Source organism: Corallococcus sp. RDP092CA, assembly GCF_041903675.1.
Taxonomy (GTDB): Bacteria; Myxococcota; Myxococcia; order Myxococcales; family Myxococcaceae; genus Corallococcus.
The window spans coordinates 148,724-174,490 of record NZ_JAYESI010000006.1; the positions used below are offsets into that span (position 1 = coordinate 148,724).

At 71.9% G+C, this 25,767-nt stretch carries 26 protein-coding genes; 14 read left to right on the forward strand and 12 right to left on the reverse strand.

What is annotated here, in order from left to right; genetic code table 11:
* Positions 1 to 66 precede the first annotated feature (66 nt).
* The gene (locus U8525_RS09525; RefSeq protein ID WP_374263960.1) at positions 67 to 939 is read left to right on the forward strand and encodes a helix-turn-helix transcriptional regulator; all 873 of its coding nucleotides are present in this window, start codon (positions 67 to 69) and stop codon (positions 937 to 939) included.
* Positions 940 to 951: 12 nt separating this feature from the next.
* Here the strand turns inward: U8525_RS09525 and U8525_RS09530 are convergent, their stop codons facing one another.
* Positions 952 to 1,905, reverse strand: coding sequence for an oxidoreductase (locus U8525_RS09530; protein WP_374263962.1), 954 nt, complete (start codon positions 1,903 to 1,905; stop codon positions 952 to 954).
* 99 nt (positions 1,906 to 2,004) lie between these two features.
* On the opposite strand from U8525_RS09530, the gene U8525_RS09535 reads away from it, so the two are divergent.
* The 7 genes from U8525_RS09535 (at position 2,005) to U8525_RS09565 (ending at position 9,636) form a co-directional block, all read left to right on the forward strand.
* Positions 2,005 to 2,397, forward strand: coding sequence for a VOC family protein (locus tag U8525_RS09535; RefSeq protein WP_374263963.1), 393 nt, complete (start codon positions 2,005 to 2,007; stop codon positions 2,395 to 2,397).
* A 3,628-nt stretch (positions 2,398 to 6,025) separates the two neighbouring features.
* Positions 6,026 to 6,817 (forward strand): ParA family protein, encoded by a 792-nt coding sequence (locus U8525_RS09540; protein WP_374263965.1) that lies wholly within the window; start codon positions 6,026 to 6,028, stop codon positions 6,815 to 6,817.
* A gap of 118 nt (positions 6,818 to 6,935) precedes the next feature.
* Positions 6,936 to 7,835 carry a ParB/RepB/Spo0J family partition protein gene (locus tag U8525_RS09545; protein WP_374263967.1) on the forward strand — a complete coding sequence of 300 codons (900 nt, stop codon included), beginning with the start codon at positions 6,936 to 6,938 and terminating at the stop codon, positions 7,833 to 7,835.
* A 3-nt stretch (positions 7,836 to 7,838) separates the two neighbouring features.
* Complete coding sequence (gene bacM / locus U8525_RS09550) at positions 7,839 to 8,282, forward strand: bactofilin BacM (protein ID WP_223764658.1); 444 nt, start codon at positions 7,839 to 7,841, stop codon at positions 8,280 to 8,282.
* A gap of 2 nt (positions 8,283 to 8,284) precedes the next feature.
* The gene (locus U8525_RS09555) at positions 8,285 to 8,848 is read left to right on the forward strand and encodes a hypothetical protein (RefSeq protein ID WP_374263970.1); all 564 of its coding nucleotides are present in this window, start codon (positions 8,285 to 8,287) and stop codon (positions 8,846 to 8,848) included.
* A gap of 53 nt (positions 8,849 to 8,901) precedes the next feature.
* Positions 8,902 to 9,180, forward strand: coding sequence for a CoA-binding protein (locus tag U8525_RS09560; protein WP_374263972.1), 279 nt, complete (start codon positions 8,902 to 8,904; stop codon positions 9,178 to 9,180).
* Positions 9,181 to 9,444: 264 nt separating this feature from the next.
* Entirely contained in the window at positions 9,445 to 9,636 is a 192-nt protein-coding gene (locus U8525_RS09565) for a hypothetical protein (protein WP_374263974.1), read from the forward strand.
* 78 nt (positions 9,637 to 9,714) lie between these two features.
* On the opposite strand, the gene egtD is transcribed toward U8525_RS09565, so the two are convergent.
* The 3 genes from egtD to U8525_RS09580 all read right to left on the reverse strand — a co-directional run bounded on the left by egtD (position 9,715) and on the right by U8525_RS09580 (position 12,966).
* Positions 9,715 to 10,737, reverse strand: coding sequence for an L-histidine N(alpha)-methyltransferase (egtD, locus tag U8525_RS09570; protein ID WP_374263976.1), 1,023 nt, complete (start codon positions 10,735 to 10,737; stop codon positions 9,715 to 9,717).
* 7 nt (positions 10,738 to 10,744) lie between these two features.
* Entirely contained in the window at positions 10,745 to 12,079 is a 1,335-nt protein-coding gene (gene egtB, locus U8525_RS09575; protein WP_374263978.1) for an ergothioneine biosynthesis protein EgtB, read from the reverse strand.
* Positions 12,080 to 12,300: 221 nt separating this feature from the next.
* Complete coding sequence (locus U8525_RS09580) at positions 12,301 to 12,966, reverse strand: trimeric intracellular cation channel family protein (protein WP_374263980.1); 666 nt, start codon at positions 12,964 to 12,966, stop codon at positions 12,301 to 12,303.
* Between the two features lie 124 nt (positions 12,967 to 13,090).
* Between U8525_RS09580 and U8525_RS09585 the strand changes: the two genes are divergently transcribed.
* The gene (locus U8525_RS09585) at positions 13,091 to 13,480 is read left to right on the forward strand and encodes a response regulator (protein WP_374263982.1); all 390 of its coding nucleotides are present in this window, start codon (positions 13,091 to 13,093) and stop codon (positions 13,478 to 13,480) included.
* A gap of 35 nt (positions 13,481 to 13,515) precedes the next feature.
* On the opposite strand, the gene U8525_RS09590 is transcribed toward U8525_RS09585, so the two are convergent.
* Complete coding sequence (locus tag U8525_RS09590) at positions 13,516 to 13,701, reverse strand: hypothetical protein (RefSeq protein WP_374263984.1); 186 nt, start codon at positions 13,699 to 13,701, stop codon at positions 13,516 to 13,518.
* A gap of 397 nt (positions 13,702 to 14,098) precedes the next feature.
* Here U8525_RS09590 and U8525_RS09595 point away from each other — a divergent pair, with 397 nt between their 5' ends.
* The 3 genes from U8525_RS09595 (at position 14,099) to U8525_RS09605 (ending at position 15,587) form a co-directional block, all read left to right on the forward strand.
* Positions 14,099 to 14,608, forward strand: coding sequence for a hypothetical protein (locus tag U8525_RS09595; protein WP_374263986.1), 510 nt, complete (start codon positions 14,099 to 14,101; stop codon positions 14,606 to 14,608).
* Between the two features lie 84 nt (positions 14,609 to 14,692).
* On the forward strand, positions 14,693 to 15,073 hold the full coding sequence (locus U8525_RS09600; RefSeq protein ID WP_374263988.1) for a helix-turn-helix domain-containing protein: 381 nt from the start codon (positions 14,693 to 14,695) through the stop codon (positions 15,071 to 15,073).
* A 28-nt stretch (positions 15,074 to 15,101) separates the two neighbouring features.
* The gene (locus tag U8525_RS09605; protein WP_374263990.1) at positions 15,102 to 15,587 is read left to right on the forward strand and encodes a cupin domain-containing protein; all 486 of its coding nucleotides are present in this window, start codon (positions 15,102 to 15,104) and stop codon (positions 15,585 to 15,587) included.
* Positions 15,588 to 15,591: 4 nt separating this feature from the next.
* On the opposite strand, the gene epsA is transcribed toward U8525_RS09605, so the two are convergent.
* From epsA to U8525_RS09630, 5 genes are all read right to left on the reverse strand, one after another.
* Positions 15,592 to 16,401, reverse strand: a complete 810-nt coding sequence (gene epsA / locus U8525_RS09610; protein WP_374263992.1) for an exopolysaccharide biosynthesis glycosyltransferase EpsA — start codon at positions 16,399 to 16,401, stop codon at positions 15,592 to 15,594.
* An 11-nt stretch (positions 16,402 to 16,412) separates the two neighbouring features.
* Entirely contained in the window at positions 16,413 to 18,557 is a 2,145-nt protein-coding gene (gene epsB / locus U8525_RS09615) for a GH44 family glycoside hydrolase EpsB (protein ID WP_374263994.1), read from the reverse strand.
* A gap of 67 nt (positions 18,558 to 18,624) precedes the next feature.
* Positions 18,625 to 19,161: a serine O-acetyltransferase EpsC gene (gene epsC, locus U8525_RS09620; protein ID WP_374263997.1), complete on the reverse strand. Its 537-nt coding sequence runs from the start codon at positions 19,159 to 19,161 to the stop codon at positions 18,625 to 18,627.
* Between the two features lie 5 nt (positions 19,162 to 19,166).
* Positions 19,167 to 20,204 (reverse strand): exopolysaccharide biosynthesis glycosyltransferase EpsD, encoded by a 1,038-nt coding sequence (gene epsD, locus U8525_RS09625; protein ID WP_374263999.1) that lies wholly within the window; start codon positions 20,202 to 20,204, stop codon positions 19,167 to 19,169.
* The gene (locus U8525_RS09630; RefSeq protein WP_374264001.1) at positions 20,201 to 20,722 is read right to left on the reverse strand and encodes a hypothetical protein; all 522 of its coding nucleotides are present in this window, start codon (positions 20,720 to 20,722) and stop codon (positions 20,201 to 20,203) included. The genes epsD and U8525_RS09630 overlap by 4 nt, the downstream gene beginning before the upstream one ends.
* A gap of 161 nt (positions 20,723 to 20,883) precedes the next feature.
* Between U8525_RS09630 and epsE the strand changes: the two genes are divergently transcribed.
* The gene (gene epsE, locus U8525_RS09635) at positions 20,884 to 22,110 is read left to right on the forward strand and encodes an exopolysaccharide biosynthesis GT4 family glycosyltransferase EpsE (RefSeq protein ID WP_374264003.1); all 1,227 of its coding nucleotides are present in this window, start codon (positions 20,884 to 20,886) and stop codon (positions 22,108 to 22,110) included.
* Between the two features lie 3 nt (positions 22,111 to 22,113).
* Here epsE and U8525_RS09640 read toward each other — a convergent pair whose 3' ends face one another.
* Positions 22,114 to 22,806 (reverse strand): hypothetical protein, encoded by a 693-nt coding sequence (locus U8525_RS09640; protein ID WP_374264005.1) that lies wholly within the window; start codon positions 22,804 to 22,806, stop codon positions 22,114 to 22,116.
* Positions 22,807 to 23,345: 539 nt separating this feature from the next.
* On the opposite strand from U8525_RS09640, the gene U8525_RS09645 reads away from it, so the two are divergent.
* Complete coding sequence (locus U8525_RS09645; protein WP_374264007.1) at positions 23,346 to 23,894, forward strand: RNA polymerase sigma factor; 549 nt, start codon at positions 23,346 to 23,348, stop codon at positions 23,892 to 23,894.
* Positions 23,895 to 23,904: 10 nt separating this feature from the next.
* Here the strand turns inward: U8525_RS09645 and U8525_RS09650 are convergent, their stop codons facing one another.
* Positions 23,905 to 25,557: a mechanosensitive ion channel family protein gene (locus U8525_RS09650; RefSeq protein WP_374264009.1), complete on the reverse strand. Its 1,653-nt coding sequence runs from the start codon at positions 25,555 to 25,557 to the stop codon at positions 23,905 to 23,907.
* Positions 25,558 to 25,767 lie beyond the last annotated feature (210 nt).

A 25,767-nucleotide genomic window follows, 5' to 3' on the forward strand; every position in this document is an offset into this window, starting at 1 on the left:
ACGCGCGATGCGTGGAGCCCACGGCGCCCATGCCCCGCGCGGACGGTTCGCCTAACGTGCCGCCGCGTGACGGACACCTCCCGCAGTCCCGGGCGCATCGAGCTCGCGCGCTTTCTTCGCAGCCGCCGTGAGCGTCTGCGTCCGGAGGACGTGGGACTCGCCTCGGGTCCGCGGCGCCGCACGCCGGGCCTTCGCCGCGAGGAGCTGGCGCGGCTCGCCGACGTGGGCGTCAGTTGGTACACGTGGCTGGAGCAGGGGAGGGACATCCATGTCTCCGAGCCGCTGCTGGAGCGCCTGGCGGTCGCGCTCCGCCTGACGCCGACGGAGCGGCTGCACCTCTTCTCGCTGGCGCACGGCCGGCCCGCGCCCCAACCCGTGCGCGCGCCCGAGTCCGTCAGTGACGCGCTTCAACGCCTGCTCGATGCGCATCCGTTTCCGGCGCTGGTCTCCACGCGGCGGTGGGACATCCTCGCGTGGAACGCGCCGGCGACGGTCCTCTACGCGGACCTGGGACTCCCGGCCTCGGCTCCGGAAGCGCGCAACGGCTTGTGGGCGCTGTTCATGAACCCGGACCGGCGCGCGCGCATGCCGTCCTGGGAGGAGGCGGTGCGCCGCGCGGTCGCGGGCTTCCGGTTGGACGCCGCGAGGGCCGCGGACCGGTCCGGGTTCGACGCGCTGGTGGAGCAGCTCCAGGCCGCGAGCCCGGAGTTCGCGCGCCTCTGGCGCGAGCACGACGTGGTGGAGACCCCCTCCCTGGTGAAGCTGCTCATCCTCCCGGAGGTGGGGCCCATCGAGTTCGAGAGCGTCACGCTCACGTACTCGGAGCCCGACGGGCGGGAGGTGCGCGTGTCCTTCTATGCGCCGCGTCCCGGTCCCGACCTGGAGCGCGCGCGGGCGCTGTTCCTCCCGACCGCGTCCCCTGGTCCGGGCCGGCCGTAGCGCGGAGCCGCGTCACGGGCTGAAGCGGACGCCGGTCCACGCCTCGCTCGCGGTCCACAGCCGGTCGGCCCGCTTCGGATCCACGGCCCACTCCTTCACACCGCGCCGGAGGGTGGCGTCGGCGGGCGCGAGCGGAGCGATGTCGACGTTCTCGCAATAGACGCCGCCCCTGCCCGCGAGCCGGGGGCTGGTCGCGCACCAGACCGTGGTCGCCGCGCCTTGCTCGGGCGTCTTCAGCGGCTCCACCTGGTTGGAGTTTTCAATGGAGGCGCGGACCTCCTCCTCGGACATGGAGCGGACCAGCTCCGTGAGGACGCCGCCAGGGTGGACGGCGAACGCGCGCACGCCATGGGGCTCGCCGCGCGCATCGAGCCCGACCGCGAAGAGGATGTTCGCGGTCTTCGATTGCCCGTAGGCGACCCACTTGTCGTAGGGGCGCTGCTGGAAGAAGGGGTCCTCGAAGTCGACGTCCGCGAAGAAGTGGCCGCGCGAGGACAGGCACACCACGCGCGCGCCGTTCGCCTGCTTCAGCGCGGGCCAGAGCCGGGCGGTGAGCTGGAAGTGGCCCAGGTGGTTGGTGGCGAACTGCGACTCGAATCCGCGAGCGTCGCGAGTGAGCGGCGGGGCCATGATGCCCGCGTTGTGGATGAGCAGGTGCAGCGGCCGGCCGGACGCGAGGAAGCGCGAGGCGAACGCATCGATGGACGCCGGGTCGATGAGGTCCAGCGGTTCCAGCTCCACGCGCTCCAGTCCGGCGAGCGCGGCGCGGGCCTTGGCGGGGGTCCGGGCGGGGACGACGACGGTGGCACCGGCGGCATGGAGCGCGCGGGTGGTCTCCAGGCCGATGCCCGCGTAGCCGCCGGTCACGATGGCGACGGTGTTCTCCAGGCGGATGTCGCCCAGGGCCTCGCGCGCGGTGGTGGTGGCGCCGAAGCCGGAGTGCAGGGGCTGCTGTTTCGGGGTCATGGGCACAAGGTGCGGGACCTGAGTCCGCGGGAAAAGAGCGTCCCTTCATCCTATGAGTGGCACTCCCTGGATACGGAGCCCGGAGCAGGAGGACGGTGCATGGACATGACGAAGCTGCGGGTCGCGAGGCCGACCCGGGACCTGGCCGCGGTGGTGCGCTTCTACCGGGACGGCCTGGGCTTCGAGGTCCTGGGAGGGTTCGAGGTCCACGCCGGCTTCGACGGCGTGATGCTCGGGCATCCGGGTGCGCCGTATCACCTGGAGTTCACGGTGGAGCGAGGACACGAAGCGCCGCGAGCCCCCACCGAGGACCACCTCCTGGTGTTCTACGTGCCGGACCCGGAGGCGTGGACCGCGCGAGTCCACCGCATGGAGGCCGCGGGCTTCGCGCCGGTGCCATCGCGCAATCCGTACTGGGACGCGAGCGGGAAGACCTTCGAGGATCCGGACGGCTACCGCGTCGTGCTCCAGCAAGCCGCCTGGTCGCGCTGACGGCGGGCATCGAGGCGCGTTCCGCGTGGAGCGGCCGCGGCCGGATGTGCGCGAGGCCGGTGCCATCGAGTGGAGGCGTTCCCAGGCTCCGCCGCGCCGGTGGCCAGGAGGCGCGGTGTTCCACGTGGAACGTCCAGGCGAGGTGGGGGAGGGGAGCGCGGCGCGGTGAGCCGTGGTTCCGGCATCGCGCGTGTGAAGCCAACAGGCGGCTCCCGGGTGGCACCGTTCCACGTGGAACACGCGACGCCGGGAGGTCCATCGCTGGTCCCTGGTGTCGATGAGTCCGGGCCCGCGTGGAGCACCACGCGCTGGCCTGTGAACGCCGGCTCACGGAGCACCGAATTCACGCCGGTGTTCATGCGCGGGCATCCGTCGGGTCCTTGCGCCGCCGCATCGGTGAACCGGCCGTGCATGCGCGATGCACCCTGGGATGCGCGTCCAGCCATGGATCCACCGCGTGATGGGGAGCGCTGAAGTCGGGCGGAGCCATGGGAGGCGTGGGCTGAACGGTCGGCCGGTGTTCCACGTGGAACGCGGTCCGCAGCGGGTCCGTGCACGGGAACTGACGAACAGGCGTTGAAGCGACCGAAGTGACCTGTGGCTGTTTGGGGTGGCGGTTCGGGGGTTCGACCTGGAGCGCTCGATGGAGCGCAGGGGAGGGGAGCCGGCGCTCAGGCGGCCCCGCATGTTCCACGTGGAACACGTTCCCAGAAGGCGCTCACCCGGCTGCCCGAACTCCAGTTGCCGGCACGAAGGTCAGCGAAGGGGGACGCTGGGGAAGGGGATGAAGGGGGCGCATGAGCGGCTGTGCATGGGCTTTCACGGTCCTGACCGCGAACCGTGAGCACGGGATCCGAACCGCGTTCCGCGACACAGGTCATGGCGGGTGGAGGCAGGCTGAAGTGGAGGGCAGGAAGTCGCGGGCTGGCCGGCTCTTCTTCAAGGACTGCGTGAGTCACGCGCGCTGGAAGTGGCAGCGGCACCTGCCGCGCAGCGACCCTGACGTGTGTTCCACGTGGAACACGCCGCTGGATCCCAGCGCTTCGATGCACCTTGGTTCGCGAACCCGGAGGGGCCCTGCTTGGGGTTGAGCGCGGTCGCGAAAGCCCAACCGTGTTCCACGTGGAACGGCTGGCTTGAAGCAGGACCTCCCTGCGCGTTGGCACCACATGTCATGGGGGCATGGATGCGAAGGCATGTTCCACGTGGAACGCCCTCACGTGGATGAGGCGCATGGGTGGGTCACGACATCATCGTGCAGGGGCGCGCTGTTGATGGTGGAGCATATGGCCGCGAAGGCGTGTTCCACGTGGAACATCCGGCGTGGATCCACCGCCTCGCGGTCCCGTGGTTCGTGAGCCGTGCGGGATCGCTCCGAGGTTCAACGCGCTCGGGGATGAGAAGGCGTGTTCCACGTGGAACGGTCTGGTGGTTCCACCGTCTTCAAGCCCCAGGGCTCGCGAACCGCGCGATGCGCTGACTTGAGTTGGGTCGAGGAAGCACGCAGGTGTTCCACGTGGAACGTCCTGATGTGGAGGACATGTCGCGGCGAGCAGGAACGCGACGCGGATCCCTGGGCTTCGCTGAAATGGCGCGTGGAGGCATGGCCGTGTTCCACGTGGAACGCGCCGGTGAATCAAACAGCCTTGCGGCACCGTGATTCGCATGGTGCGCGGGACCGTTCGTCCAGCGGATCGTGTTCGTGGATGCGTGAGCGTGTTCCACGTGGAACGACTGGATGAAGAAGCGTGTTCGCGGGTCGGCGTGGGCCTGTGAGGGAGCCATCGGCTGGGGCGCCGTGGTTCGCGCCAGTTGATGGACCGTGCCTCAACGCACGCCCCCTGATGGCGTGAACGTGTTCCACGTGGAACGACCTGACGGAGCCCTTTCGCATGGCGCATGAGTGCGCGAGTCGTCCAGGGTGGAGCGTGTTCGCGAAAGCATGAGCGCGCTCCATGTGGAGCGCCTCGCTGGACCACCTGCCTCGCGGTGCCGGAGTCCACGCAGGTCGTTGGCTGAATGGGTTCGCGGAAGCACGTGCGTGTTCCACGTGGAACGGCCTGCATGGCTGGGCCCGACCGTCCTCGGATGACCGGGCTCCGAAACGCGCCGCCGTTCCTCGGCGTGGTGGTGCTCGCATGCGCGAGACGCTGTTCAGGCGGAGCGGCTCACCGCCGATGCGCTGCCTGCGCTGAGTGGGGTCCGCGAGCTACGTCGGTCGGTCTTTCCCAACGCGCGTTCGTGCAGGTGTGAGCGCCCTTCAAGTGGCTTGTCTTCGATGCGCCGCCGGCGTCGGGTAGGGGCCGCGTGAAGCGTGGCCAGACCTTCGCGGCAAGGTGCTCGTTCATCTGCGGGCACCGCCAAATGGAGTGGCTCGTCTTCGATGCGCTGACCGCGTTGGGGAGGGGCTGCGTGAAGCGTGGTCGGACCTTCGCGGCGCGGTGTCCGGGGATCCGCGAGCGCCCTTCAGATGAGGCGCCCCACTTCCGATGCGCAGACCGCGTTGGGCAGGGCGCGCGAAGCGCTGGTCGGACCTTCGCGGCGAGGTGCTCGCATCCGCGCGACGCCGTTCACGTGAAGGGGCCGCGTTCGCATCGCGGTGCTCATCCCGGTGGAGGCGCTCGCCATGAGGCAGCACCCGCCGACGTGGTTCGCGAAGAGCACTGGCGCGAAGCCCGCCACGGCATCGCCCGGGTTCCACGTGGAACGCCCGGCCGGTCATGGCTGGGGCTCACGCATCCCATGGTCTCGTCACGGCCCGGGGCTCAGCCGAGAACCCGATGCTCCGTTGCCCGCGATGACGAGGCCCTCAGCGTGCATCGTGTTCCATCTCCACCGCGCGGCTTCGGGAACAGGAGCCTCCGCCGCGCAACGGGTGCCCGTCGCTTCGATGCCGGTCCCTGGTGGAAGCCCGCGGTCCGCGTCAGTTGGGGCCACCCGCGAACCCGGTCACCGGATCCCGGGTCCACACGGATGCCAGCCCGACGATGGCAGCCATGCCGCCCGCGGCGACCTGCGCACCCCATGCGGCACCATCCGCGAACCACTCGAACGCGCGGACCCGCTGGAGGCCAACGACGGGCTCGCCCATCCAACGGGGAGGCGCCGTACCGCGCGCTGCTTCCTCGCCACCGCGAATCCAGAACCCTCGACCCGAAGTCACCGAACCAGCTTCAGCTCCGCCACCCGCCTCACGGACCCGGACCAGAAGCCGAGCCCTCGCCGGCCCCGGCCCGCGCGACACCCACGCGCCTCACGACCCCGCGCGGCCCACCTGTTCCACGTGAAACGCGGACCCGCGAATCGCTCGGACCCGCTGCGCGAACTCCACCGCGAGCGACCCCCTGAAAAACCCAACACCCTTCCGCCCTGCACGGAATCAGCGCCGGCAAGCAGCCAGGCAGGCACGCGCGGCCACCCCCAACCGCGCGAATTCCCAGCCCTCACACCCCCACCCACGGGCCCCCGAGCGAGGGGCCGGGCACGGCCCCGGGGCCGGCTTGGATGGGAAATTGATCCGTCCTCGACCCCCGTGCTAGCTGCCTGATCAGGCCCCGATTCGCGCGCACGTCCGCGCGAACCGCGGGCGGGGCCCTGGCGTCAGCCGGGGCGAGAGAGGATGGGCCACGTGGGTCGTATCATCTGCATCTCCAACCAGAAGGGCGGCGTGGGCAAGACCACCACCGCCATCAACCTCGCCGCGAGCCTCGCCTCCGCGGAGCGCCGCACCCTGCTGGTGGACATGGACCCCCAGGGCAACGCCGGCAGCGGCCTGGGCCTCAAGCGCGAGAACCTCACCGGCACCGTCTACGACGCGCTCCTCGGCGGCCGCCCCGCCTCCGAGCTGGTCCACCCCACCGAGCTGCGCTTCCTCCAGGTCATCCCCGCCACGCCCGACCTCACCGGCGCGGAGGTCGAGCTCGTCAACCAGGAGCGCCGCGAGTTCCGCCTGCGCGAAGCCCTGCTGCCGCTCAAGGACAAGTACGACTACATCATCATCGACTGTCCGCCCTCGCTCGGCCTGCTCACGCTCAACGCGCTCGTGTCCGCGGACTCCGTCCTCATCCCGCTCCAGTGCGAGTACTACGCGCTCGAGGGCCTGTCCCAGCTCACGCACACCATCGACCTGGTCAAGCAGGGGCTCAACCCCTCGCTGAAGATGGAGGGCATCCTGCTCACCATGTTCGACGCGCGCGCCAACATCGCCCACCAGGTCGTGGACGAGGTGCGCGGCTACTTCAAGGACCAGGTCTTCCAGGCCGTCGTGCCGCGCAACGTGCGCCTGTCCGAGTGCCCGTCCTTCGGCAAGCCCATCATCCTCTACGACATCAAGTCCAAGGGCTGCGAGAGCTACCTGGCCCTGGGCCGCGAGCTGATGCGCCGGGACTCCCCCAAGCCGTCCAAGCGCCGGGTCGCCTGACCGGCCGCCTCCTTAATAGAGAGCTGTGAATGGCGGGACCGGGTGCCCGGTTCGCCGTGAAGCGTCGATAGGCCCATGCGCGCCGGCCCCACGCCGGCGCGGGGAGTTCCCAACCGCCGTGCAGAAGAACGCAGACACCCAGAAGCGCGCCCTCGGCCGGGGCCTCTCCGCCCTCATCCCCCAGGCCGCGCCGGCCCCCGCCGCCCCGCCGCCGAAGCCCGGCGTGCTCAAGCTGGCCATCGAGTCCATCCACCGCGACCCGCTCCAGCCCCGCCGCCACTTCGACGAGACCAGGCTCCACGAGCTCACCGAGTCCATCAAGGCGCAGGGCCTGCTCCAGCCCATCCTCGTCCGCAAGAACCCGAACAAGGGCGGCGACGGCTACCTCATCATCGCGGGCGAGCGCCGCTGGCGCGCGTCCCAGGCCGCGGGCCTGAAGGAGATCCCCGCCATCGTGCGCGAGGTCACGGAGGCCGAGTCCTTCGAGCTGGCCCTGGTGGAGAACCTCCAGCGCGCGGACCTCAACCCCATCGAAGAGGCGGACGGCTACCGGCGCCTGGTGGACGAGTTCAAGCTCACGCAGGAGCAGGTGGCCCAGAAGGTCGGCAAGGAGCGCTCCACCGTCGCGAACGCGCTGCGCCTGCTGGCCCTGCCCCCGGACGTGAAGGCCATGGTGGCGGACGGGTCGCTGTCCATGGGCCACGCGCGCGCGCTGCTCGGCGTGCCCCGGCTGCCGGAGCTCCAGAACCTGGCGAAGCAGGTGACGGAGAAGAAGCTGTCCGTGCGCGACACGGAGCGGCTGGTGCAGCAGGGCCGGTCCGCGAAGGGCGGCAAGGACTCCGGGAAGCCGGCGCCCAAGGTGAGCCCCCAGGTGAAGTCGCTCACCGAGGAGTTGCAGCGCCGGCTGGGCACCAAGGTTCGTCTAACGGAGAAAAGCCCGGGAAAAGGCACCCTCGAAGTCGACTTCTTCTCCTACGATGACCTCGACAGGCTGTTGAAGCTTCTGAGGAAGGAGTAGGGCGTGGCGCTCCTTGGCGGGAAGAAAGACGAAGCACCCAGCAAGCCCCTGTTCAAACGGGAGGAGGATTTCGTGTCGACGCGTCCGGGTGAGGTTCACACGCTTCTGGGCAAGGGAAGCGAGTTCGAGGGGAAGCTCACCTTCGAAGGTCAGGTTCGAATCGACGGCAAGTTCAACGGGCAGATTGTCACCAAGGACGTGCTCGTCATCGGTGACGGCGCCCGCGTGCAGGCGGAGATCCAGGCCGGCACCGTCATCATCAACGGCACCGTGGAAGGCAACGTGCGCGCCACGCAGCTCATCGAGCTGAAGCAGCCGGGCCGCGTGAAGGGCAACCTGGAGACGCCGTCGCTCTCCATGGACCGCGGCGTCATCTTCGAGGGCTCCCTCAAGATGGAGAACCTGGGCAAGGGCGGCAACCCGCCTCCTCCCGGAGAGAAGAAGTAACGGTGCGCGTCCTCGCGTCCAGCGCGCGGAGGGCCTCGGGGCTCGTGGGCCTCGGGGTCGTCTCGCTCGGCGTGCTCCTGGGAGGTGGCTGCAAGGGCTGCCAGGAGGAGACGCCGTCCGTCGGGAGTCTGACGGAGGACGCGGGGCTGCGCTCGGGCGTGAAGGTGCCGCTGCCGCCGGGCTGGTCCGCGCAGGTGGCCACCGACGGCAGCTTCCAGGCGGGCCCTCCCGGCCGCCCGGTGCTGCGCGTGGACCTGAAGCCGGGGCAGGGGGAGCAGATGCCCTCCTCGGAGCGGCTGGCGGACACCGTCCGTCAGCAGATGAAGCACTTCACGCTGTCCCTGGATCAGGAGGAGGACACCCCGTCCTTCGCCCTGCTGCGCGTGACCATGGCCCCGTCCCTGGCGGACGGAGGGCTGGGCCCGGAGGCGCCCGCGTTCTTCGGCGCCCGGCGCGTGGCGGACGACCTGTTCCTCTGCGCCAGCATGCCCGGCGCCACCAGCGAGGAAGTCCGCCTGGCCACCGAGGCCTGCCGTACCATCCAGATCCAGGCCGCGCCCCGCTGAGCGTCCCCAGGCGGGCCGCGGCCTCCTCGGCGGAAAGGAGCGCGGGAAACCCCATGGACGACTGGCGCCAGAACCTCATCGACGACGCGGAAGGCATTGGCGAGCTGCTCGCGCGCACCCGGCGCGTCGCCGTGCTGGGCATCCGTCCGGAGGCCCAGGCGGACAAGCCCGCGCACGCCATCCCGAGGTTCCTGAAGGACCACGGCTTCACCGTGCTGCCGGTGCCCACGCACGGCGAGCAGGGGAGCATCCCGGGCGAGCCCGTCTCCGCGTCGGTGCAGGACCGCTGCATGCGGGTGGAGTGGAAGAAGCGCCACCCGGACGCCCGATAAGCGACAGCGGCGGGGACCCTGGGAACGTTCTGCGCGGGCCGGGTGTCCCCATTACGTGAGGAGCGAGGGGTTTCTGGCGGCTGCGACTGAGAGGGGATGGACTTCGGGCCCGGCCCGGAGTGCAATTCCGTCCATGCTCCATCAGCCGAGGTCTCCAGGACTTCCCCAAAGCCGTCTGACTTCCTAACCTTGGCTTCCCGGCCTGTGTCGGGCGCGAGCCCGTCCCAGGTCTTCACGCAGTGCCCCCTCGTAAGGAGTCCGCGCATGACGCTCACCGAGATGCTTCCCCTCCCCCTGGCCGCCGTGGAGATCGGGCCCCTGGGTGAGCAGCTAGCGGCGGCGGGGGGACTGGTCATCACCGCGGCCGCCGCGCTGTGGGCCGCGTGGACCCGCCCGGCGCAGCAGCCGGCCCCGGTGCCGGTGCCCGCGCGTCGCGACCCGCCGCGCCGCCGCTAGGCCGCTCGCCGCACCCGTCGTCGCCGTCCGACCCGGGCCCCGGCCCGGCGCCCCCGAAGCGCCGGGCGGCCCTCCGCCTCAGCGCTTCATCGCCAGCGACAGCGCGAAGTCTCCGTCCGCGTCCGTCCACCACGCGGCCAGGTCGAGGCCCGCGTCGCCAAGCTCCGCCTGCACCTGCTCGCGACAGAACTTGCAGCTCACCTCCGTGCGCAGACATTCGCCCGCCGCGAACTCCACGCGCCGCCCCAGCTCCTTCAGCCACACGGACTGGGCCTTGCGCGAGATGAGCCGCATCTCGATCCACCGGTTCGCCTCGTCGAACGGGGCCAGGTGCTCGAAGGCCTCCGGGTCGAAGTCCCCGTCCAGCTCGCGGTTGAGCACGCGCAGCACGTTGCGGTTGAAGTCCGCCGTCACGCCCGCGCCGTCGTTGTAGGCGGCGAAGAGGCGCTCGCGGTCCTTGAGCAGGTCCGTGCCCAGCAGCAGCCCGTCCCCGGGCTTCAGGCCGGACGCCAGCTCGCGCAGGAACAGCGCGCGCTGCGCGGGCTTCAGGTTGCCGATGGTGCCGCCCAGGAAGGCGATGAGCCGGCGGCCCCCGCCCGGGATGCGGCCCAGGTGCTGCTCGAAGTCGCCCACCACGGCGTGCACGGCGATGCGCGGGTACTCGCGCGCCAGGCCTTCCGCGGCCTTGCGCAGGAAGGCCTCGCTCACGTCGAAGGGCACGAAGCGCTTCAGCTGTCCGGCCGCGTCCATCGCGTCCAGGAGCAGGCGCGTCTTCTCGCTGGTGCCGCTGCCCAGCTCCACCAGCGTGTCCGCGCCGCTCAGCCGCGCCACGTCGTCCGCGTGGGCGTGCAGGATCTCCCGCTCGCGGCGCGTGGGGTAGTACTCCGGCAGGCGGGTGATGTCGTCGAAGAGCTGGCTGCCGCGCTCGTCGTAGAGCCACTTGGGGCTCAGCTCCTTGGGCCCGTGGAAGAGCCCCGCCAGCACCTCCGCCCGCAGCGCGCGCCGCGCGTCCCCGGGCTGCACGTGGACGTCCACCTTCACCCCCGGCGACGCGTACGCCTCCGCGGTGTCTGCCTCGCCCTGCTCGGTCCTCATCCTCATGTGGCCCTCACCTCACGTCGCGTGCACAGCGGAAGCCGGCGAAGATCTGCCGCCGGATGGGGAAGTCCCAGTTGCGGAAGCTGTTGCGCACCGCCACGGGCGCGCTCGCCCAGGCGCCGCCGCGCAGCACCTTGGACGCGTTGCCGAAGAAGACCTCCGAGTACTCGCGGTACGGGAAGGCCCGGAAGCCCGCGTACGGCTGGAAGTCGCTGGCGGTCCACTCCCAGACGTCGCCCAGCAGGCCCCAGACGCCGTCCGCGCTGCGGCCCGCCGGGTGGCTGCCCACGGGGGACGGCCCCCAGCGCGTGCCGCCCAGGTTGGCGTGCGCGTGCGTGGGCGCCGGGTCTCCCCACGGGTGCGCGCGGGAGACGCCGTCGCTGCCCTGCGCGGCCTTCTCCCACTCGGCCTCCGTGGGCAGGCGCTTGCCGGCCCACCTCGCGTACGCGTCCGCCTCGTACCAGGACACGTGTTGCACGGGCTCGTCCTTGGGCAGCGGCTCCACCGCGCCGAAGCGGCGGCGCAGCCAGGCGTGGTTGCCCTGCGGACTCCAGAAGAGCGGGTGGCGCAGCTTCTCCGCCTGGAGCCACTCGAAGCCCTGGGGGTCCCACCAGCGCGCGTCCTCGTAGCCGCCGGACTCCACGAACACGAGGAAGTCCCCCGTGGTGACGGGGTGCGCGTCCAGGAGGAAGGGCGCCACGTCCACGACGTGCCGGGGGCGCTCGTTGTCGTAGGCCCACGCGTCGTCGCTGCCCAGGCGCACCGGGCCGCCGGGGATGAAGACCTCGTGCTGCGGCACCGCGCCGGGCCGGGGCCGGTGCGACGCCAGCGGGTGGTACTCCACGTGCGTCATCAGCTGCAGCGTGGCGGCCAGCGTCTCCGCGTGCTGCTGCGCGTGCTGCGCCACCATGCCGAAGACGAAGCCGCCCGCGAGCAGCGGAGCCGCGCTGTCCTCGGGCAGCGTCTCCAGGTGCGCGCCCACCGCCGCGCGCACGCGGGTGGCGTAGGCCCAGGCGGCCTCCGGCTCCAGCATGGGCAGCGTGGCGCGGGTGCTGCGCGGGTGGCGGAAGGCGTCGTAGATGGCGTCGAACGCGGGATCCGTGAAGGCCGGGGCGCCCAGCGCGCGCAGCAGCCACTGCTCCTCGTAGTTGGCCACGTGGGCCACGTCCCAGACCAGCGGGGACATGAGCGGCGAGTGCTGCCGCATCAGCTCCGCCTCCGGCAGCGGCGCGAGCATCGCCTGGAGGCGCTCCCGTCCCGCCTCCAGCTCCCGCCAGGCCCGGGCCTTCCACGGCGCGGCCTCGCGGGCACGGGCGCCTCCCTGCTCGTTGCTCCTCAGCGACATGGTCGGCCCAAGGTAGGAAGGGGCTCCGGAACCCGCTAACCCCCCGGGCTCCCCAGGTGTGAGGGACCCGTGAGGGAGCACACGTTTGCGAGCCTGCCTCCCCTCCACGGTGAGGCCGTGTCCTGGCGGGCTGTGGGGTCTCTGTCCGGGGAGTCTGGAGCCGACAGTTCGTTTCTGTCCAAAGGATTTTGCCCGAGCGTGGTGCCGCACCTCGTCGAGCCTCAGGGGCGACGGCGCTGGCGGCGGGCCTGGAGCCGGTCCATCAGGTGGAGCAGGTCGAACCGGGGCGGCAGCCGCCACCGGCGCCACATGGCGGCCAGCCGCAGGAGGCTGGCCCCGGCGATGGCGGCGGCCTCGGCCAGCGGCGCGGGCACCTCCAGGCCCACCCGGAGCGCGGCGTAGAGCAGGCCGCACAGCAGCGCGACGGTGGCGTACAGCTCGCCCGGGGAGACCAGCGCGGTGCGCTCGCCCAGGAGCACGTCGCGGATGACGCCCCCTCCCACGGAGGTGACCATCCCCAGGAACACCGCGGACGGCAGGGGCAGCTGGAACACGAGCGCCTTCTCCAGCCCCAGCACCACCCACATGCCCAGCAGCAGCGCGTCCACCACGTCCAGCGCCCGGTGCAGCCGGGACAGCCACGGCGAGAAGAGGACGGCCAGCACCGCGCACGCGGCCACCGCCAGCAGGTAGCGCGACGAGCGCAGCGCCGTGGGCGGCTCCTGCGCGAGCAGCACGTCCCGCAGCATGCCGCCCCCCACGCTGGTGCAGATGGACAGGGCCAGCACCGCCATGGCGTCCAGCTCCCGCCGCAGCGCGTGCAGCGCCCCCGACAGGGCCCCCAGCCCCACCGCGCCCAGCTCCAGGTAGACGGGCAGCGTCAGCATGCGCCGCCCACCCTCCCAGAGCGGGTGCCCCGCCCCAAGGGGGCCACCCTCCAGGGCCGGCCATCTGTCCACCAGTTGTCGGGGTATCCAGGGAAGGCGTGTCCGCGTGGGGGAGGGGGTCTCTATGCTGCGGGGCATGGTCCAGCCCGCGCCGAACAAGCCCGTGCTCGTGGTGGAGGACGACGAGGATGCTCGCGCCGCCATCGCCGAAATCCTGGAAGCCGATGGCTACGAGGTGGCCGTCGCCGCCAATGGCCGCGAGGCCCTGGACGAGCTTGAGCACCTGCCCCCGCCGAGCCTCATCCTGCTGGACCTGCGGATGCCGGTGATGGACGGCCCGGAGTTCCTGCGCCACCTGCGCGCGGACTGGCCCCGGCTGAGGGCGGTGCCGGTGCTGCTGCTGTCGGGCGTGGGCGCGGAGGTGCTGCCGGACACGGGGGGCCTGCTGAAGAAGCCCATCATCCCGGACGAGCTGCTGGCCACCGTGGGCCGGCTGTCCGGCCGGAGCGCCTGACGCGCCAGGGCCCTCGGGGGCCCGGGCCGGGCGTGTCAGCCCAGCCGCGTCACCGCGAGCAGCGTGAGCGTGCTGGCGCGCGGGTCCTTCTCATAGAGGAGCTCCAGGCCGTGGCCCTCCATGCGGTGCCGCGCGGGTCCCGCCACCGAGTCGTGGCTCTTCGTCCGCTCCGCCAGTCGCGCCAGGGCCTGTTGCAGGGCCTCGAAGGCTTCGGCGGACATGCGCCCCACCTCCCGCCACGCGGGCGGCGCGTAGTGGACTCGGTACGGCAGGACCAGGCGGTTTCTTGCGGAAGACTGGGACACGGGTTCGGTTCCTCGACACCCCTTCGCCCTTGCGAACCGCGTGCCTGCCTGTCAGTCCCGGGAATTCCGGGCACTTTCACACTGGGTCCTCCGTGACGTCTGAAGAAGTTACGGTCCAGCGGGAAACGAGGGGGAAGAAATGACTGCCCGTATGGCGGGCCCGGAAGAGGGGTGAAGAACCCTTGTCCGCCCGCCCGGGTGGGGCTGGGGCGGGCCCGGGGGGCGGGGTGGCTGCCCCCTTCCGCCGGGGGTGCGCAGCGTTGAACAGACGGGCCCGCTTCCGGCGCCCGTGCGCGCCCGAGGAGGCAGACCCATGGCACGGCGGACTCCCACTCCCTGGTCGGTGACGAACGGGCTGTTGTTCGGCCTGGCGGCGGGCGTGTTGCTGGCGCTCGCGGAGACGGCGCTGGCGGTGGCGGCGGGGGAGGGGCCGCTCACGCCGGTGCGGATGAGCGCGGCGGTGGTGCTGGGGTCGCCCGCCTTCACGCCGCAGGTGTCCACGGCGGTGGCGGTGGCGGTGGGGCTGGGGGTGCACCTGGTCATCGCGGCGGGCTGGGGGGGGGTGTACTCGCTGCTGGACGCGATGCTGCCGGTGGACGGCCGGGGGCGCTGGGAGTTCCAGGCGGCGGTGGGGATGCTCTTCGGCATCTTCGTGTGGCTGGTGGACTTCCAGCTGCTGGCGCGCGGCTACTTCCCCTGGTTCCTGAGCGTCCCCCAGTTCCTCCAGATTGTGTGGCACGCGGTGTTCCTGGGGCTGCCCATGGCCCTGCTCTTCACCGCGGCCGAGCGCCGGCGCGCGCCCGTGCCCGAGCCCACCCCTTGAAGTAAGGTGACAGGACACGACCTTCAGGGTTATGTCGCACCCTCGGTGCCATGGAGGCGCCTGGCACCGGGGACGGGCAAGGGCATGGACACGGAACTGGCGGGAATCCTCGGCGCGGCGGCGCGGAGCGTGCGGGTGAAGCTGGGCCTGACGCAGGCGGATGTGGCGGACCGCATCGGCATGGCGTCGGAGGTGTATGGCCGGCTGGAGCGCGGCCACATGCTGCCGAGCGTGCAGAACCTGCGCCGGCTGTGCGTCGTCCTGAACATCCCGCCGCACGCCCTGCTGGGGTTGGGGGAGGAGTTCGCGGCGCCGCCGCCGAAGGAGCGGTCCCGGCCGAGGGCGGAGGAGGACGGGCCGGAGATGCGGCGGCTGATGCGCAACCTGCGGCGGCTGACGCCGGTGCAGCTGAAGCTGATGAACCTGGTGGCGTCCGCGATGCAGCAGCAGAAGAAGAAGCCCTGAGGGGGCGCGGCGTTAGACTGGGCCCACCATGGTCGAAGAGCTGGTGCGAAGGCTGGGTCTCAAGCCCCATCCGGAGGGTGGCTACTACCGGGAGACCTACCGGGCGGCGTTCCAGGTGCAGACGCTGCGGGGGCGGAGGTCGGCGGGGACGGCCATCTACTACCTGTTGCAGCGGGGCGAGTTCTCCGCGTGGCACCGGGTGGTGGGGGCGGACGAGCTGTGGCTGTTCCACGACGGGGACCCGCTGGCGTTGCACCTGGTGCACGAGGACGGCCGGCTGGAGACGGCGCTGCTGGGCCGGGACGTGACGCAGGGGCAGCAGCCGCAGGTGCTGGTGCCGGCGGGGGTGCTCCAGGCGGCGGAGCCGCTGGGCACGTACACGCTGGTGGGCTGCACGGTGTCGCCCGGCTTCGAGTTCGCGGACTTCGAGCTGCCGGAGGCGGAGGCGCTGGTGGCCCGCCACCCGGCGCACGAGGCGTTGCTCAGGAGGTTCGCGAAGCCCGGCCCGCGCTGACGGCTCACCCGTCCTGGGGGCCGCGGGTGCGCTTCCACAGCTCGCGCAGCAGGATCACCCCGAACTGCGAGTCGTTGAGGATGTACCGGCGCCACAGGCGCTTGGGCTCGTGGGTGAGGCGGTAGAGCCACTCGAAGCCGGCCCTGGCGATCCACTGGGGCGCGCGCTTGGCGGTGCCGGCGATGAAGTCGAACCCCGCGCCGATGCCGATGGCCACCGTGGGCCCCAGCTTCTGGGCCACCTGGGAGATCCACACCTCCTGCTTGGGGCTGCCCAGCGCGACGAAGAGCAGGTGCGGGTCCTTCTCCCGGATGCGCGCGACGATGGGGTCGTTCTGCGCGTCGCCCGCGTCCAGGCTCACCATGGGCGAGTCCCAGCCCACGACCTCGATGCCCGGGTACTCCGCCTGGAGCTGCCTGCCCACCTTCTCCGCGACACCGGGGCCCGCGCCCAGGAGGAAGATGCGCCACCCGCGCTCGGCGCCCCGCTTCACCAGCGGGAGGATGAGGTCGGAGCCGGCGATGCGCTCCGGCAGCGGCACGTCCAGCATGCGCGACGCCCAGACGATGGGCATCCCGTCCACCACCGCAAGGGTGGCCCTGGCGTACGCGTCGCGGAAGCGCGTGTTCGTCTCCGCCAGCACGACGTGGTCCACGTTGGCGGTGAAGACGTAGCCGCCCTGGTGCGCGTCCACCAGCTCGCCAATGGCCGTGACGGCCTCCGGGAAGGTGAACGGGTCGATGCGGAGCTGGCCGATGTTCAGGCGCGGGCGGGGGGAAGCGGCGGCGGGGGCGGGTGCGGGTGCGGTGGTCAAGGCGTCGGTCTTCACTTCACCGTGAGGTCCAGCACGGTGATGGAGTAGGGGGGAAGGCGCTGCGAGAGGGACTGCTCGGCCTGCTTGCCGGTGGCCTGTTCGGTGAAGCCGCCCGGCGCGCCCGAGTACCCCAGGACGCGCACGGTGTTGAGCGCGCCGCAGCCCTTGAGCTCCAGCTGCGCCTGGGCGGCCTGCTCGGGGTCGAAGTTGAGCAGCACGGCGGTGAGCTTCTTGCCGGACGCGTCGCGGGACGCGAAGAGGCTGGTGCCCTCCGCCGCGGTGGTGGACAGGCCGTTGTCCTGGAAGCGGCCGCCCTTGCCGTCGAAGTCGCGGTACGCGCGGAACGCCCAGAACGTGGGGCTGTTCTCCGCCGGGTACTGCCAGAAGAACGCGGCCGTGAGCCCCTGCTGCCCGAAGCGCCCCAGGGCCTCCGCCTGCGCCAGGCCCCCGCTCATGTGCTTCATGGCGCCGAAGTTGTACTCGCCAATGGACAGGCCCCGGCCGGGGTAGTTCTCCGCGATCCACTGCTTCACGCGCGGGATCAGCTGGATGGGCTCGCCAATCCAGGACTCGTCCTTGTACGTCGGATCCCACAGCGCGCGCGTGGAGCGGATCCGCCGCGCGTTGGTGTCCGGATCCGTGGCGCCCTCCAGGCCCAGCCCCACGTGGGTCTGCGGGTAGAAGTGCACGTCCACCACGTCCAGCAGGCGCACGCCGGTCTTCTTCTCGTGGTCGCGCAGCTCGCGCAGGTACCAGGGCAGCAGCGGCACGTCGCCGTGCGCGCGGCGGTCGGTGTATGGCGGGCGGCCCGGGGCGAAGTCCGCGGCGGACCAGAAGAAGTTCGTCCAGCCCCACTCCGCGGGCCCGGCGATGACCGCGTCCGGATCCGCGCGGCGCACGGCGGTGCCGTAGTCGATGGTGCGCTTGAGCAGCTCGTCGTAGCCGAGCGGCTCGGGGTGCACGTCCCGGTGCGTGGAGCTCCAGAGGGCGGGCTCGTTGTCCAGGATGTACATGTTCACGTCGCGCCTGGCGGCCTTGAGGGACTTCACCCACTCGGCGATGAACTCCGGCGGGGCCTGCACGCTGGTGGTGGTGGGCGCGCCGGGCACCAGGGGCGTGCCGTCGCGGCGCACGCCGTTGCCGCCCGCGGGCTCCGCGTCGTCCTGGGCCTGCTGCGGGCCGAACTCGGAGACGGGGAAGCCCACGGAGGTCGTGTCCTTGGCCACCCAGCCGATGAGCGGCAGCGTGAGCGCGGACCGCACGTGGTGCTGGCGGTTGGACTCCAGGAAGTCCTCCGCGCTGAAGCCCAGCGGCACGTTGCGGAAGTACCAGTCGTTGCCGGTGTTCCACGCGCGGCCCAGCTTCCAGTTGTAGCGGGACGTGGGGTTGCCGCCCCAGCGGCGGATGGTGGCGCCCAGCTTCCACTGGTGCGTGTCCGTGGTCTCCTTGTTGCCGTCCAGCGCGATGCCGTAGATGAGCGGGCTGATGGGCCTGGACGGCGCGGTGCAGTCGATGACCATCCTCGACTCGCGGCCGTCGCCCCGGCCCAGGCGCCCGCCGCCGGCCGCGCGCGCGGCGGCCACGTCCGGCGACAGCGGCACCAGGGCCACCTTGTCGAGGAGCACCCAGTCCCGGGCCACCGCCTTCGACGCGCGGAACACCAGGCGGTCGAAGGGCTCCCCGCGCGGGTTGAGGACCTCCATGGGCACCACGACCTCCGCCCACTCGCGGTCCTTCCTGACGATGAACTCCGGGCTGATCCGCACGCGCGGGAACACGGCGGCGCCGGGCGCGTCCAGGCGCACGTCCAGGAACTCGCCGTAGGACTCCGGCGCGGTGAAGCGGAAGCTCAGCGCGCCATACGCGCCCGGGAGCCTGGGCCGGTAGAGGATCCACCCGCCGTAGTTGAACATCCGCAGGCGCGCGGGCGCGCCCCTGGGCAGCTCGCGGGGCGCCCAGCCGATGTCCTTCCAGCCCGCCTGGAGGCCCCCGTCGTAGATGGCCACGGCCTCCGTGGCGGCGGGCGGCGCGGCGGGCGGCGCGGCGGCGTCCTTCGCGGAGCCCTGCTGCGCCATGGCCACGCCGGCGCCGCCGCCCAGCACCGCGCAGGTGAGGAGGACGGTCCGCTTCCACCGGCCGCGCTTCGTCTCTGCCATGAGCTTCCTCAACGCATCCCCCGGAGCGGACCCGGCGCCGCGGATCCACGAACGACGGTGTGACGGCCTACAGCGGGACCTCGTCCAGGTCCTTGCGCGGGAAGACGCGCGCGGGGATGCCCACCGCCACGCTGTCCGGCGGCACGTCCTGGAGCACCACGGCGTTCGCGCCGATGCGCGACCGCGCGCCGATGCGCACGGGCCCCAGGATGCGGGCGCCCGCGCCAATCCAGACATCGTCCTCGATGACCGGGTAGCCGTTGTCCTTGGCGGTGCCCACGGTGTTGTTGCCGTAGAAGCGCACGCGGTCGCCGATGCGCGCGTCGCCGCCAATCACGACGCCCAGGCTGTGCACGAAGTACACGCCCTTGCCCAGCGTCACGTCCTTGCCGATCTCGATGCCCATCACCGCCGTCTGCGCCACGCGCAGCACGTGGTTCACCAGCGGGATGTGGAGGGCCTGCGCCGCCTCGCGCGCGCGGTTGAGCGCGGTGATGCGGTACGAGTCGCTGGTCAGCACCACCTTGGCGATGGACCTCGCGTCCGACGCCCCGGTGGCCGCCTTGGCCATCTCCAGCGCGTCCGAGATGAGGGCTCCGAACATGGCTTTCATCCTTGGGGCTCTCCCCGGCCCTGAAGATAGCGGGCGACGCCCCTGGCGACGCCCATCCAGCCGCCGGCCTCCGTGCGGGCGCCGCGCAGGTACTCCATGCCGTACGCCACGGAGGTGCCCGCGAAGGCGGCGCCCGTGAGGCCCAGCCTGTCCGCCACGCTGGAGGCCTTCACCACGGCCTCCGTCAGCCGGCGCGAGGCCTCCGGCGCCACCACCGCGGAGGCGAGCAGCGGGCGCGACAGCAGGTTCGTCTCGAAGAAGAGGCGCCACGGGTTCACGCCCTTCACGTCCGGGTGCTTCACGGAGACGTGGGTGTCGAACATGCCGTAGCGGTGGGCGCGGCGGATCCACTTCTCGAAGCTGACGTGGTCGCTGCCGTGCAGCACGTAGGCGTCCGGCGCGAAGAGGAACGCGCAGCCGGCCTTCTCCAGGCGCACGCCCAGCTCCACGTCCTCGGACTGGCCCAGCGTCTTGTCGAAGCCGCCCACGCCCACGTAGTCCGCGCGGGGGAAGGACACGTTGCCCGTGTACAGGTGGTTGCCGCGCGCCCTCGCGCCGGGGGCGGACAGCTCGTCCGCCATGCGGTTGTTGAGGTACGCGTACCAGCGCTCGAAGAGGGGCATCTCCCCGATCTCGGGGTCCGGCCGGATGCGGCCCAGCACCACGTTGCGCGAGCCCGGCGGGTGGTGGGCCAGGTGGCGCGCGAGGAAGTCGGAGGCCACCTGCATGTCGTCATCCGTGACGAGCACCGTGGCGGCCCGGGCGGCCAGCACGCCCCGGTGCCGGGCGGCGGCGGCGCCCGCGTTCTCCTGCACCTCCACGCGCAGCGAGTAGGGCATCTTGAGCGCGCGGAGCGGGCCCTTCACGTCGGCGGCGGAGCCGTCGTCCACCACCACGACCTCGAACGCCTCGGGCGGCAGCGTCTGGCCGGCCAGCTGCTGGAGCAGGCGGGTGATGAGGGGCAGCCGGTTGTACGTGGCGATGACGACGCTGAGCCGGGGGGCCGGGCCAGCGGGAGGGTCGGAGGGGCTCATGGCTTCTTCTTCTTGGCGGCGTCGGCGCGCCTCTGCTTCTTCGTGGGACGCGGGAAGGTGACGCTGCCGGCGAAGCGGTCCTCGCCCACCAGGGCGAGCGTCTTCTGCGCGGAGCCGAAGTCCGTCTCGCCCAGGGTGACCACCAGCAGGGCGGTGTCCGCGGCGAGGGCCAGCGGGATGCTCGCCGGGTGGGAGATGAGCGAGTCGATGACCACCACCACCCGCTCCCCCTGCTCCACGCGGCGGCGCACCTCCTGGACCAGGCGGGGGGCGCCGGCGGGCTCGATGCCGGTGGCGTCCACCAGGCGCAGGGGCGGCTCCGGGTAGGGCGCGCCGGCCTCCAGCAGGGCCTGGCCCGCGTCCAGCGCGGGGGCGCCGGGGTGGGCGGGGATGACGACCAGGTAGCTCCAGCCGCGGCGGTCCAGCGCGAACCACAGCCGCGACAGCTCCGGCGAGGGCACGGCGCTGGCGGGCGAGGTCTCCTCGGCGGGTGGCGGGGGGCTCGAATCGGCGGACATGGGAGCGCGGACGGTATAACGCAATGAGGCGTCATGACCCAACGACCCGGGCGGGCGGGCAGGCGGAGGAGCGCGCCAGGGCTCTGCTGTCACGGCTGACACCCCCGCTCCGGCCGAGGGCCCTCCGGGGGCTGGGGGAGGCGGCGTGTTATGGAGGAGGGGTGCAGAAGATCGGCTACCTGATTCCCGAGTTCCCCGGACAGACCCACATCTTCTTCTGGCGCGAGCTGCAGGCGCTGCCGGCGAAGGGCGTGTCTCCGGAGCTGGTGTCCACCCGTCCGCCGCCCGCGCGAATCATCAGCCACAGCTGGGCGCGCGAGGCCATGGCGCGCACGGAGTACCTTGCGCCGCCGCCGCCGCTGGGGGTGGCTCGGGCCGCGCTGGAGATCGCCCGGGCCCTGCCCGCGGGCTGGGGGCGGGTGCTGGCCTCCATCGCGAGGGCGGAGGGGCTGGACGCGAAGGGGCGCGCGCAACTGGTGGCGTTCGCGGTGATGGGCGGTCGGCTGGCGTCGCTGGCGCGCGAGCGCGGCTGGACGCACGTGCACGTGCACTCCTGCGCCAACGCGGCGCACGTGGCCATGTTCGCGCACCTGCTGTCGGGGCTCTCGTACAGCATGACGCTGCACGGGCCGCTGGACGACTACGGGCCGAACCAGCGGGAGAAGTGGCGGCACGCGAAGTTCGCCTTCGTCATCACGAAGAAGCTCCTGGGCGAGGTGCGCCAGGAGCTGGCGGGGAGCCTGCCGGAGCAGCTCGAGCTGGCGCCCATGGGCGTGGAGCTGGCGCGCTTCCAGCGCACGGTGCCCTACGCGCCGTGGGCCGGCGAAGGCCCGCTGCGGCTCTTCGCGTGCGGCCGGCTGAACCCGTGCAAGGGGCACGCGGACCTCATCGACGCGGTGGGGATGCTGCGCGCGAAGGGCATCGACGCGCGGCTGTCCATCGCGGGCGAGGACGAGGCGGGCGGCACCACGTACCGCAAGGTGCTGGAGGCGAAGCTCGCGCAGGACGGGCTCACGGACGCGGTGACGCTGCTGGGCGCGGTGAGCGAGGACGTGGTGAAGGACGGCCTCCAGCGCTCGCACATCTTCGCGCTGGCGAGCCTCCAGGAGCCGCTGGGCGTGGCCATCATGGAGGCCATGGCGATGCGCGCGCCGGTGGTGGTGACGGGCGCGGGCGGCGTGAAGGAGCTGGTGGACGACGGCGTGGACGGCGTGCTGGTGCCGCCGCGGGCGCCCGCGGTGCTGGCGGAGAAGCTGGAGGAGCTGGCGCGCGACCCGGCGGAGGCGGCGCGGCTGGGCGAGGCCGGCCGCCGCAAGGTGGAGGAGCAGTTCAGCAGCGAGCGCAGCGCGGACATGCTCGCGCGGATGCTGGGCGCGCGGGCGGCGTAGCCCTCAGCGCACGGCCTTCCAGAAGAACAGGGCGGTGGCGCGCTTGTTCCGCTTGTCGCCCTGCCCGAAGTACGCGGTCGCCGAGTGCACGAAGTCGGCTCGGTAGACGATGAGGCGGTTGAAGACGTTCTCCACCTCCACGTCCTCCACCCACGCGTTGGCGGGCAGCTTCGTCACGCCGAAGGCCTGGGTGAGGTTGACGCAGCCGGGAGGGCAGGTGTTGCCGCCCAGCCCGCCGCCGGGCATGCGCAGCCGGTAGAAGGACGTGCCCACGCGCTTCACGGGCGGCTGGGGGTGCAGGTAGATGACGCCCGCGAAGTCGCACAGCGCCAGCGAGTCCACGTGGGGCTTCGCGGTGGACTCCTTCTCCCCCACGAGCTGCACGTGGTTGTGGGACAGCGCGCCCTGCGCGGGGGCCTCCTGCTTGAGGGCGCGCACGCCGGCCTGCTCGCAGATCCACCTCTCCACGGGGGCCAGCTCCTCCGGCGTGAGCGCGTGGGGGGCGCGGATGCCGGGCCAGATTTCAGGCCGCCACGGGGCGCCCATCGTCCAGTCCTCGCGGGCCAGGTTGCGCTCGTAGACCTCCAGCGCGTTGGGCAGCACGTTGTCCTTGATCCAGTAGTCCCGTCCCAGCTTCGGCTTCCGGTAGGGGAGCACGTCGCGAACGGCCGCCTCCGGGCGTCGTGGTGGAATCATGAGCGATGGCCGCCTTCCTGCCTCGCGGCGGAGTCCGGGCCCGCACGGGATGCGAGGAGGCGGATCCGGTCGTCGGGGCGTCGCCCATGTGAGCAAGAACCCGGCCCTGTTGTCACGCGCGCTCGGAGCCTCCGGCCGGGGCGTCCTGCCCCATCCGGTGGCCGCGCGAGGCGCGCTGGGGCGTTTTGCCCCACGGCCCCGGTGAAACATGTTTCAGGCCTGCCGCGCCGGAAGCGGGGGGCGTTGAGCGCTCCTTCGGGCCCGGTCAATTGAACCGGAGGCCCTTCTTCGTGCGGCCCCGTCCGGGATGACGACTGCTGATCATCCCGGCGCGCTTCTGTCGGAAACCCCCGGGCGCATGCCCCCGAGGGACATCCGAAAGACAGACACTGGATGCATTCGTGACAGCCGCGGTGGAAAACGCCAGGTGGGATAGGATTTCCAGACACTCTTAGGAATTCGTGGATAGTTTGCTCTGTCCGGTTTGAAAGCGCTTGTCATCATGGGCCGCACGGAAACGGAGCTCGGGGGGCACTTCCATGGCTGACAAAGAGATGCAGACGTTCGCGGCGCTGGTCATCCAATTCCGTTCAGGGCTGTTGAAGCACGCCCAGCGCATCCTGGGGAACGCGGCGGACGCGGAGGACCTGGTGCAGCACGCGCTGGACGAGGCGTGGAAGGAGCGGCTGCACCTCCAGGGGCCGGAGGCCTTCCGGGCCTGGACGGGGCGGGTCATCAACACGCGGGCCATCAGCCTGCTGCGCCACCACCGCGCGGAGCAGCGCAAGGCGGTGAACGCGGGCTGGGTGACGGTGCTCGCGGACGACCCGGAGGCGAGCGACAGCGGCGAGCTCTGGACCTTCATCCAGGAGAAGGACCTGCGCGAGGCGGTGGAGCGCCTGCCGCCGCAGCAGCGGGAGGTGTTCCACCTGCGCGCGCAGGGCCGCTCCTACGTGAGCATCGGCGCCCAGGTGGGCCGCTCCACGGGCACGGTGGGCTGGTGGCTCCACCAGGTGCGCGAACAGCTGCGCGAGCGGCTCCAGCCCATCGCGGAGGAGCGCCGGCTCTCCGTGGGCACGTGGCACTGACGCCCATGGATCAGCGCTGCGGCTCGACCCGGGCGTTGTTGCCCGTGCGCGCTGGTGGCAACGACGGTCCCGTGGCCTTCTCCCCTGGGAAGGGCAGGGGCGTAGCCTCCGCGCGCAGCAGCGGCAGGCCGTGCTGCTGGGCCTGGAGGAACGTCACCAGCTTCTCGCGCACCAGGCAGCGCAGGTCCCACGCCTTGCCCGAGTCAGAGCAGCTCACCAGCGCGCGCAGCTTCATGGTCCGCTCGCTCAGGTCCGTCACCTGGAGCCCCTGGGCCTTGCCGTCCCACAGCCCCTGCGACTCGTGCTCCAGGATGCGCTTGAGCTCCGCGCGCACTGCGGCCACGTCCGTGCGGAAGTCCACGTAGAGCTCCGCCGTGCCGAGGATGTCCGGCGACACCTTGCTCCAGTTCTGGAACGGCTTCTCCAGGAACTGCGTGATGGGGATGACCAGCCGGCGCAGGTCCCACACCTTCACGACGACGTAGGTGAGGGTGATCTCCTCGATCCACCCCCACTCGTTCTCGATGATGACCGTGTCGCCGATGCGCATGGGCTGCGTGATGGACAGCTGGATGCCCGCCAGCAGCGTGGACAGCGACTTCTGCGCCGCGAGGCCAATGGCCAGGCCCGCGATGCCCGCGGACGCCAGCAGGGACACGCCCACGTTGCGCACCGCCTCGAACTGGAGCAGCAGCAGCGACGCGGCCACCAGCACCACCGCCACCTCCACCACGCGCCGCAGGATGGCCAGCTGCGTGCGCAGCCCGCGCACCCGCGCCACGTCCGTGCCCTCCGGCGACTTCGCGACCTTCTCCTCCACGAACCGTGCCGCCCGGCTGAGGAAGCGCAGCGCGAACAGCGCCACCGCCACGATGATGACCGAGCGCGCCCCCAGGTCCACCGCCCCCTGCGCCGGCGGCGGCAGCTTCAAGAGCCGCGCGCCCGCCGCCGACAGCATGCCCGCCAGCACGTAGCGGATGCTCCCCTTCCCCGCCTCGAGCAGCTCGTCATCCCAGCCGGACTTCGTCAGCCCCGCGGCCCGGGCGCCCACGCGCAACGTCACCGCCTCCACCAGCCGGCCCAGGGCCCAGGCCCCCACCAGCACCAGCGCCAGCCCCAGCCACTGCCACGTCTCCAGCACCCACAGCGGGCGCGTGAAGAACACCGGCGGCAGCATCTCCAGCAGCGGCGACCCGTGCTCCGCGAACAGCGCGTCGATGGCGCCCACCGTGTCCGCGCTGAAGACCCACACCGGGCCCCCGGCCGCCTCCACCCGCTCCAGCACGATGTCCTGGGGGCCGCGCGCCGTGGCCACCTGGCCCAGCACCTCGCGGCGGGCGCGCTCCCCAGGCCCCGCCGGCTCCTTGCCGATGCGCGCGAAGTCCAGCCACAGCGTCCGGTCCAGCACCACCACCAGCCGCCGCGCCAGCTTCAGCCCCTCCTCCGCCTGCGTCGCCGGCGGCAGCCTCGACAGGTCCAGGTAGTGCGGCGCCCGCGCCGCGTCCCGGGCATGCGCCGCGTCCAGGAACCCCGCCGCGGTCGCCGCGGGCGTGCTCCGGTCCACCTCCGCCGGAGGCGGCGGCAGCCCCTCGTTCAGCGCGAAGGCCCCCACCGGCCCCAACAGCAGAAACACCCACAGCCACGGCGGCACGAAACGACGCACGGCACTCTCCCATTCGCTGTATGATTGGAGGGCAAACAATCATCTGGAGTCAGGCCTGTCCAGAGGGGATGACGCGGACCGCCAAGGGCCGGACGCGGTGCGGACGGGCGGGGAGGCGCCGGTCCAGGCGCGTCACGTCGTGAGGGCGGGCCAGGCACCTCCTTGTCTTGTCCATGTCCCTTGTCCATGTCCGCTCCGGCGCTGCGGTTC

Bases quoted from the DNA above. Each gene is read 5' to 3' on its own strand.
- U8525_RS09530 (WP_374263962.1), bottom strand. From the start codon at position 1,905: ATGACCCCGAAACAGCAGCCCCTGCACTCCGGCTTCGGCGCCACCACC.
- U8525_RS09535 (WP_374263963.1), top strand. From the start codon at position 2,005: ATGGACATGACGAAGCTGCGGGTCGCGAGGCCGACCCGGGACCTGGCC.
- U8525_RS09560 (WP_374263972.1), top strand. From the start codon at position 8,902: ATGGACGACTGGCGCCAGAACCTCATCGACGACGCGGAAGGCATTGGC.
- U8525_RS09565 (WP_374263974.1), top strand. From the start codon at position 9,445: ATGACGCTCACCGAGATGCTTCCCCTCCCCCTGGCCGCCGTGGAGATC.
- egtD (WP_374263976.1), bottom strand. From the start codon at position 10,737: ATGAGGATGAGGACCGAGCAGGGCGAGGCAGACACCGCGGAGGCGTAC.
- egtB (WP_374263978.1), bottom strand. From the start codon at position 12,079: ATGTCGCTGAGGAGCAACGAGCAGGGAGGCGCCCGTGCCCGCGAGGCC.
- U8525_RS09580 (WP_374263980.1), bottom strand. From the start codon at position 12,966: ATGCTGACGCTGCCCGTCTACCTGGAGCTGGGCGCGGTGGGGCTGGGG.
- U8525_RS09585 (WP_374263982.1), top strand. From the start codon at position 13,091: ATGCTGCGGGGCATGGTCCAGCCCGCGCCGAACAAGCCCGTGCTCGTG.
- U8525_RS09590 (WP_374263984.1), bottom strand. From the start codon at position 13,701: ATGTCCGCCGAAGCCTTCGAGGCCCTGCAACAGGCCCTGGCGCGACTG.
- U8525_RS09595 (WP_374263986.1), top strand. From the start codon at position 14,099: ATGGCACGGCGGACTCCCACTCCCTGGTCGGTGACGAACGGGCTGTTG.
- U8525_RS09600 (WP_374263988.1), top strand. From the start codon at position 14,693: ATGGACACGGAACTGGCGGGAATCCTCGGCGCGGCGGCGCGGAGCGTG.
- U8525_RS09605 (WP_374263990.1), top strand. From the start codon at position 15,102: ATGGTCGAAGAGCTGGTGCGAAGGCTGGGTCTCAAGCCCCATCCGGAG.
- epsB (WP_374263994.1), bottom strand. From the start codon at position 18,557: ATGGCAGAGACGAAGCGCGGCCGGTGGAAGCGGACCGTCCTCCTCACC.
- epsC (WP_374263997.1), bottom strand. From the start codon at position 19,161: ATGTTCGGAGCCCTCATCTCGGACGCGCTGGAGATGGCCAAGGCGGCC.
- epsD (WP_374263999.1), bottom strand. From the start codon at position 20,204: ATGAGCCCCTCCGACCCTCCCGCTGGCCCGGCCCCCCGGCTCAGCGTC.
- U8525_RS09630 (WP_374264001.1), bottom strand. From the start codon at position 20,722: ATGTCCGCCGATTCGAGCCCCCCGCCACCCGCCGAGGAGACCTCGCCC.
- U8525_RS09640 (WP_374264005.1), bottom strand. From the start codon at position 22,806: ATGATTCCACCACGACGCCCGGAGGCGGCCGTTCGCGACGTGCTCCCC.
- U8525_RS09645 (WP_374264007.1), top strand. From the start codon at position 23,346: ATGGCTGACAAAGAGATGCAGACGTTCGCGGCGCTGGTCATCCAATTC.